8 protein-coding genes are annotated in these 7417 nt (G+C 69.5%); 4 read left to right on the forward strand and 4 right to left on the reverse strand.

What is annotated here, in order from left to right; all coding sequences use genetic code 11:
* Positions 1-152: 152 nt before the first annotated feature.
* The 4 genes from MXD62_RS26550 to MXD62_RS26565 form a co-directional block, all read right to left on the reverse strand.
* Positions 153-395, reverse strand: coding sequence for a biotin/lipoyl-containing protein (locus MXD62_RS26550; RefSeq protein ID WP_248832147.1), 243 nt, complete (start codon positions 393-395; stop codon positions 153-155).
* On the reverse strand, positions 388-1383 hold the full coding sequence (locus tag MXD62_RS26555; protein WP_248832154.1) for an alpha-ketoacid dehydrogenase subunit beta: 996 nt from the start codon (positions 1381-1383) through the stop codon (positions 388-390). Before MXD62_RS26555 ends, MXD62_RS26550 begins: the two co-directional genes overlap by 8 nt.
* 87 nt (positions 1384-1470) lie before the next feature.
* Positions 1471-2409: a thiamine pyrophosphate-dependent dehydrogenase E1 component subunit alpha gene (locus tag MXD62_RS26560; RefSeq protein ID WP_251082364.1), complete on the reverse strand. Its 939-nt coding sequence runs from the start codon at positions 2407-2409 to the stop codon at positions 1471-1473.
* A 160-nt stretch (positions 2410-2569) separates the two neighbouring features.
* Positions 2570-3538, reverse strand: a complete 969-nt coding sequence (locus tag MXD62_RS26565; protein WP_248832149.1) for a fumarylacetoacetate hydrolase family protein — start codon at positions 3536-3538, stop codon at positions 2570-2572.
* Positions 3539-3658: 120 nt separating this feature from the next.
* On the opposite strand from MXD62_RS26565, the gene MXD62_RS26570 reads away from it, so the two are divergent.
* The 4 genes from MXD62_RS26570 to MXD62_RS26585 form a co-directional block, all read left to right on the forward strand.
* A complete protein-coding gene (locus tag MXD62_RS26570) occupies positions 3659-4369 on the forward strand; it encodes a helix-turn-helix transcriptional regulator (RefSeq protein WP_248832150.1) in 711 nt (236 codons plus the stop codon).
* Positions 4370-4639: 270 nt separating this feature from the next.
* Positions 4640-5926: an amidohydrolase family protein gene (locus MXD62_RS26575; RefSeq protein ID WP_248832151.1), complete on the forward strand. Its 1287-nt coding sequence runs from the start codon at positions 4640-4642 to the stop codon at positions 5924-5926.
* Positions 5923-7143: a CaiB/BaiF CoA-transferase family protein gene (locus MXD62_RS26580; RefSeq protein ID WP_248832152.1), complete on the forward strand. Its 1221-nt coding sequence runs from the start codon at positions 5923-5925 to the stop codon at positions 7141-7143. The genes MXD62_RS26575 and MXD62_RS26580 overlap by 4 nt, the downstream gene beginning before the upstream one ends.
* Positions 7144-7166: 23 nt before the next feature.
* On the forward strand, positions 7167-7417 hold a 251-nt coding region (locus MXD62_RS26585; protein ID WP_248832153.1), incomplete at its 3' end, for a Zn-ribbon domain-containing OB-fold protein.

Raw genomic sequence — 7417 nt, forward strand, 5'->3', positions numbered from 1 at the left:
TTCACGTGGTACGCGTAACGGATCCCGCATGGCGAACGGGACGTCGCGGGCAGCGTCGGCCCGGCGGTCGTCGGTGACGGCCATCGACATCAACCTCCTCTCAGCGCCGGCCTCAGCTGGTCTGTGCCGGCGTCAGCTGATCGGTTCCGGCGTCAGTTGGACGCGCTGATCGTCCCGATCTCGGCACCGATCTCGTAGACGGTCTCCACCGCGCCGCTCCAGTGCACCGTGCCGGACGCGCCGGCCTGTACCTCGGACTCGACCTTGTCCGTCGCGATGACAAACAGCGGGTCGCCCTCCTCCACGCGCGCCCCCTCCTCCACGAGAAGCTCGAGCAGCTCCGCCTCCGAGATCGCGACCGATACGCGTGGAATGCGGATCGTGAAGTCAGCCACGGGCACCTTCCCTGGTGGTTTTCCACCGCAGCGTCCGGTGGACGGCGGCGATGATCTTTTCGGAATTCGGGTACACCTGCGACTCCAGCGCCGGCGGGGCCGGGTTCGGCACGAACCGGGCGCCCACCCGCTCCACCGGCGCCGCGAGCCGGTCGAAGAGCTCGCCCTGGAGAATGGCGACGATCTCCGCTCCGGGGCCGGCGAACTGCACGGCGTCGTGCACCACCACCGCTCGCGTCGTCCGGCGCACCGATTCGACGATCGCCGCCGTGTCGAGCGGGACGAGGGTACGGAGATCGAGTACCTCGGCACTGATCTCCTGGCGCGCGAGCTCGTCCGCCGCGCCGAGTGACTCGACGACCCCCCGGCCGTAGCTGATCAGCGTGACGTCGGTGCCGGCGCGCTTCACGTCCGCCTGGCCGAGCGGGATCGAGAATCCCGGGTCTACCGGCACCATTCCACGCTGGCCCTGCAGGCGGATCGTCTCCAGGAAGATGCACGGGTCGTCGTCGAAGATCGCGGACGTGAGCAGGCCTTTGCCGTCGCGCGGCGTCGAGGGAACGATGACTTTCAGCCCGGGAATGTGCATGAACCACGCCTCCAGCGACTGCGAGTGCGTGGCGCCGGTGCCGAGTCCGCCGTAGATCTGTGTGCGCACGGTGATGGGCGCGGTTGTCCGCCCCCCGGTCATGAACCGCATCTTCGCCGCGTGGTTGATGATCTGGTCGGCGGCTATCCCGATGAAGTCCATGATCATTATTTCGGCCACCGGGCGGAAGCCCTCCATCGCGGCTCCGATCGCCGCGCCCACGATCGCCGCCTCGGAGATCGGCGTGTCCAGCACCCGCTCGGTGCCGTACCTGCTCGACAGCCCGGCGGTCGGGCCGGACGCCCCCGGGTCGGCGATGTCCTCGCCGATCAGGAAGACGCGCTCGTCACGCTCCAGCGCCTGGTCCAGGGCGAGGTTCAACGCCTCGCGCATCGTCATCCGTCGTTCGTCCACGTCCACCTCATTGCCAGGCCACGTTCGATACGGAATGCATGTTCTGAGCGCGCGTTACAGGGGGCAGTCGCGCTACGCGGGGCAGTTGCGCGGATCGGCGTACACGTCCCGGTCCAGCTCGTCGAGTGCCGCGGCGGGCGCGGCCAGGACGGCGGCCAGCGCCTCGTCGACCGCCGTGACGGCGGCCGTCTCGATCTCGTCGAGCTCCCGCGCACCGCAGACCCTGTCGTCCAACAGACGTGACCGGAAACGCGGGAGCGGGTCAGCCGCGATCGCCGCGTCCATCTGCTCCGTCGGGATGTACTTCATCGGATCGCCGAAGTAGTGGCCACGGAACCGGAACGTCACGCATTCCAGGAGTGTCGGGCCGGCGCCGGCTCTCGCCCGCTCGACGGCCTCCTCCAACGCGGCGACGACGGCGAGGGGGTCGTTGCCGTCGACGCGGACGCCCGGCATCCCGTAGCCGGCCGCCCGGTCCGCGACCTGGGCGATCTTCATCGTGTGCCCGGTCGGTGTCATCTCGGCGTACTGGTTGTTCTGGCAGACCAGCACCAGCGGCAGATCCCACAGCGCCGCCATGTTCGCCGCCTCGTGGAAGGAGCCGGTGTTCGTGGCCCCGTCACCGAAGCTGGCGACCGTCACCCGGTCGAGGCCCTTGCGCCGTGCGGCCATGGCCAGCCCGACCGCGACCGGGGGCCCCGCGCCCACGATCCCCGTCGACATCATGAGGCCGGAGTCGGGATGCGCGATGTGCATCGTCCCGCCCTTGCCGCGGCCGGAGCCGACCTGGCGGCCCAGCATCTCGCCGTAGATCTCGACCAGCGGCACGCCCTTGCCGATCAGGTCGTGCAGTCCGCGGTACGTCGTGACCAGCTGATCGTCCGGGCGGAGGACCGCGCCCACCGCCGCGGCGATCGCCTCCTGGCCACGTGAGGGCCAGTACACGCACTGCAGCTCGCCCGAGGCGATCCCCTTGCTCAGCCGATCGTCGGCCGCCTTCATGAGCGTCATCAGCTCGTACAGCCGACGCCGCACGTCGAGCGCCGGCTCCGCCGCCTGCTCCCCCGGCTCCGCCGCTTGCTCCGTCGGCTCCGCTGCCTGCTCCGTCGTCACAGCCCCTCCTCGTCTAACCCGGTCTCCGGCTGGCGGCGGCCGGGGCGGGCCCCGCCGGTCATTCCTCGCTCCCGGCGGCGAGCAGCTGGTTGGTCAGGACGCCGACCTCCTCCACCTCGCACACCATGTGGTCGCCGGCGGCGGCGTCAACGGCCGGCGGCGGCGTTCCGAGCGTGACGACGTCGCCGGGGAAGAGGCTGATCCGATGGCTGATGTGGCTCAGGATCTCGCTCGGCGCGAACCTGAAATACCGGGTGTTTCCCGCCTGGACCTTGCTCCCGTTGAGGGTCCCGGTGATCGCCAGCCCTTCGAGGACGCGCCGTTCGGTGAGATCCCGCCGGATCCACGGGCCCCACGACGCGAACCCGTCGATCGACTTCGCCGTCGCCCACAGGCCGGGCGCCACGTACTCGGCCGCGGTGACGTCGTTGAAGACGGTCCAGCCGAAGATGGCTTCGGCCGCTTCGGCCGGTGACGCGCCGCGCAGCGGACGGCCGACGACCACGGCGAGCTCGGCCTCCATCTGCACCGCCCCGGTCAGCGCCGCTGGCACCCGGATCTGTGCGCGGTCGCCACCGACGAACCCGCACGCCTTGGGCACCCACATCGGCTGGATCCCCGGCGGGCGCGACGTGCCCGGCTCGAGGAAGCCGCCCATCACGGCGATGAGCCGGACGCCGGTCAGGGGCGCGCCGAGAACAAGATCCGCGAGCGGCAGAGACCGCCCGACACGGCGGTACCCCTCCAGCATGCCGCCGGACAGGAGGTGGAAGCGATCGTCCACCACCTCGCCGAAGCACGAGGTGTCGCCCATCAGTGCACGACCGAGCAGCATTGCCAGGCCCCTCTCGCACGGGAGAATCGCGATGGCCGGCGCCGCGAGCCGCGGCCATCCGCCCGGTGAGTTCGCCGGCGGCGCCCTGCGGTTCATCATCGGCGGCACCGCGGTGGCCGTCTTTGCGCATCCGGCCAGATTCGTGCTACTTGCGGTCACCTTGGCGCGCTCCCGCCACTGGACTACCGTCACCCCATGACGCCTCCCGCGCTTACCTCCCGAACCTTGCCCGTTTCGGCCAACGTCCGCTGTGAGGGTGACGGGGGGCCAGTCATCCGAGCCGGCACGTACACGCTCGAGGTCAGGGACGAAGTGGTCACCGGGTGGCACTCCCACGACCTGCACCAGATGGAGTACGCGTTCGAGGGGGTCGTCGAGGTCGAGACCGCGACGGCACGCTACCTTCTTCCGCCGCAACAGGCCGTGTGGATTCCGGCCGGGACGATCCACTGCAGCACCTGGAGCAACGTCAAGGCCGTCTCGGTGTTCTTCGACCCGGTGATGGGCCTGCCGGCAGGCGAGCGGGTCCGGATACTCGCCGCTGCTCCGGTGATCCGGGAAATGGTCCTGTACGCCAGGAGATGGCCGATCAAGAGAACGGTGACGGAGCCCATGGCGGAGGCCTTCTTCGACGCCCTTGCCCACCTCGTCGTCGAATGGCTCGACCACGAGACCCCGCTGTGCCTGCCGACCACTCCCGACCCGCTCGTCGCCGCCGCCATGGACTACACCAACAAACACCTGACCGACGTCTCGCTACCCCAGCTGTGCGCGGCCATCGGGACGTCGGAACGGTCGTTGCGCCGGGCGTTTCTCGCCGCGACCGGCATGTCCTGGCGCCGGTACCTCCTCGAGAGCCGATTACTCAAGGCCATGGCGCTACTCGCTCAGGACAGCCAGAACCAGACCATAATCGCGATCGCCCTCGCCGTCGGATTCCAGAGCGTGAGCGCATTCACCCGGGCCTTCGGCCAGTACACCGGAGAGACTCCCACCGCCTACCGCCAGCGCGTCCGCGGCTGACAGTTCGATGCTTTCGCCCTCACCGTCGGCGACCGATTTGGCCGCCTCTCCGCACGGCGGAGGCGCGCCGCGCGGCGAAAAACATCGCGAACAGTCCCGGACCAGTCACCGAAAAGACACGGCGGGATTGCCGGGGCCACGACCGCCCGGCCGAAACGGGCAAGGACTTGGCCGAACCCGCAAAGACGGCCAGGGCACGGGGCCCGATGATGGAACCTACAGGGCACCGCTGCCTCGAATGCCGCAACGGGAAGCAACTGGGGAGGCCCCATGAACATGGACGACTTGATCCTTATCAGCGTGGACGACCACGTGATAGAGCCCCCCGACATGTTCGAGGGTTTCATCCCGGCGAAGTACGCCGACCGGGCGCCCCGGCTCGTCTCGGACGAGATGAGCGACAAGTGGGTGTTCGGCGAGGGCGAGGCCCGCAGCTCTGGCCTGAACGCGGTGGCCGGCCGCCCGCCCGAGGAGTACGGCCTGGAGCCGACGCGACTGGCGGAGATCCGACGGGGCTGCTACGACGTCCACGAGCGGGTCAAGGACATGAGCGCCAACGGCGTGCTCGCCTCCCTGAACTTCCCGTCGATGGCCCGCTTCTGCGGTCAGTTCTTCGCCAGCCGGGCCGACCAGGACCCCGACCTGGCCCTCGCCGTTCTGACCGCCTACAACGACTGGCACATCGAGGCCTGGTGCGGCGCATATCCGGACCGGTTCATTCCGTGCTCGATCCCGCCGCTGTGGGATCCCCAGCTGATGGCGAAGGAGATCCGCCGGACGGCGGCCAAAGGCTCCCACGCGGTCAGTTTCTCGATGAACCCCTACGCCCTCGGTTTCCCGTCCCTGCACAGCGATCACTGGGACCCGTTCTGGGCGGCCTGCGAGGAGACCGAGACGGTCGTGTGCGTGCACATCGGGTCCGGTGCCATCGGTGTGGTCACGGCACCCGACGCCCCGATGAACGTCGAGATCACCTGCGCCGCCATCAAGACCTTCCCGACCGCCGCGGACCTCGTCTGGTCGCCCATCTTCCAGAAGTTCAAGAACCTCAAGGTGGCCCTCTCGGAGGGCGGGATCGGCTGGATCCCGTACTTCCTGGAGCGGGCCGACTACGCCTACAAGCAGCACCGCGCCTGGACCCGCCCCGAGCTCGGCGGCCGCCTGCCGAGCGAGATCTTCCGTGACCATGTCGTCACGTGCTTCATCGTCGACGACTTCGGTGTGGCCAACCTCGACCGGATGAACGAGGACATGGTCACCTGGGAGTGCGACTACCCCCACTCCGACAGCACCTGGCCGCGTTCACCCGAGGTGGTGATCGACGCCGTGGCAGGACTGACCGACCTGCAGGTGGACAAGATCACTCATCGTAACGCGATGCAGGTGTACTCCTTCGACCCCTTCTCGATCCGTCCACGCGAGCGGTGCACCGTCGGCGCGCTGCGGAAGGAGGCCACCGGACACGACATCTCGATCGTCTCGCAGGGCGTCTCGGAGCGCCGGTTGACCACGGTCGGCCAGTTCGCCCAAGCGCACGAGCCCGGCAGGACGGCGTGAGCCCGGCGCCACTCGCCGGGGCACGGATCCTGGAGGTGGCCTCGCATGTGTTCGTCCCGATGGCCGGGGCCGTGCTCGCCGAGTGGGGCGCCGAGGTCATCAAGATCGAGCACCCCGAGACCGGTGATCCCTACCGTGGCCTGGTCACAGCCGGTTTACACAAGTTGTGGCACGGCGTGGACGTCCAGTTCCAGGCCACGAACCGGGGCAAGCGATCCGTCGCCCTGGATCTGAAGAATCCGGCCGGCCGGCAGCTGCTGTCCCGGCTCATCGCCGCGAGCGACGTCTTCGTGACCAACCTGCGCGCGGACACCCGCGCCCGGCTGAACCTCGAGCTGGCCGACGTCCGGGCCGACAACCCCGCGGTGATCTACGTACGGGGTACCGCGTTCGGCGCCCAGGGGCCCGACGCCGGCCGGGGCGGGTACGACGCGGGCGCCTACTGGGCCCGCAGCGGAATGCAGCAGATCTTCACCGCCCCCGACGCGCCCTGGCCGGCCATGCCCCGCCCGGCGTTCGGGGACGTGGTCGGCGGGCTGAGCATCGCCGGTGCCATCAGCGCGGCGCTCTACCACCGGTCGACGACCGGCGAGCCCTCCACGGTCGACGCGTCGCTGCTGGCGTCCGGAATGTGGCAGGTCCAGATGGACCTCATGAACGCCACCCTCAACGGCCCCGGCGGACCGGTCGCCGCCCGGAGCCGGTACGAGGCCTCGAACCCGTTGATGCTGCCGTACCGCACGGCCGACGGCCGGGTCATCGTCCTGCAGATGCTCGCTCCCGACCGCTACTGGCCCCACCTGTGCAAGAGCATCGGTCAGCCGGCGGCGGCGAACGACCCCCGGTTCGTGGACATGGAGGCCCGCCGCCGCAACGCCCGGGAGTGCGTCGAGTGGCTCGAGGGCGTCTTCGCCGAACGCACCTTCGACGAATGGCGGGCCGTCCTCGCGGAGTTCGACGGGGAGTGGGCGCCCAGCCAGTACCCTCACGAACTCGCCGAGGACCCCCAGGTGAAGGCCAACGGCCTGTTCGCCGACGTCGATCTCGGCAACGGCCATTCCCTGCCGCTGGTGGCCACGCCGGTGCAGTTCGACCAGCGGCCGAGCCAGCCCAGCCGTGCCCCCGAACACGGTGAGCACACCGAATCCGTACTCCTCGACCTCGGCCTCTCGTGGGACGAGATCGGCGACCTCAAAACCGGCGGGGCGATCCTCTGACCGGCGAGGACAGGCCCATACCCGTGGTCGACGACGACAGCCGCGACTTCTGGCACGGAGGTGCCCAGGGGCAGCTCCTGATCAGCGCGTGTACCGCGTGTGAGCGGTTGTTCCACCCGCCGGCGCCGATCTGCCCCGGCTGCTATTCCCGTTCGATCGGGTCCCGGCCGGTCTCGGGCCGCGGCACCGTCGAGACCTACACGGTCGTCCGGCGCCCGTGGGTCCCTGGTTATGAGCCGCCCTATGTCGTGGCCCGGGTGGTGCTCGCCGAGCA

The organism is Frankia sp. Mgl5 (genome assembly GCF_023242985.1).
Taxonomy (GTDB): Bacteria; Actinomycetota; Actinomycetes; order Frankiales; family Frankiaceae; genus Parafrankia; species Parafrankia soli.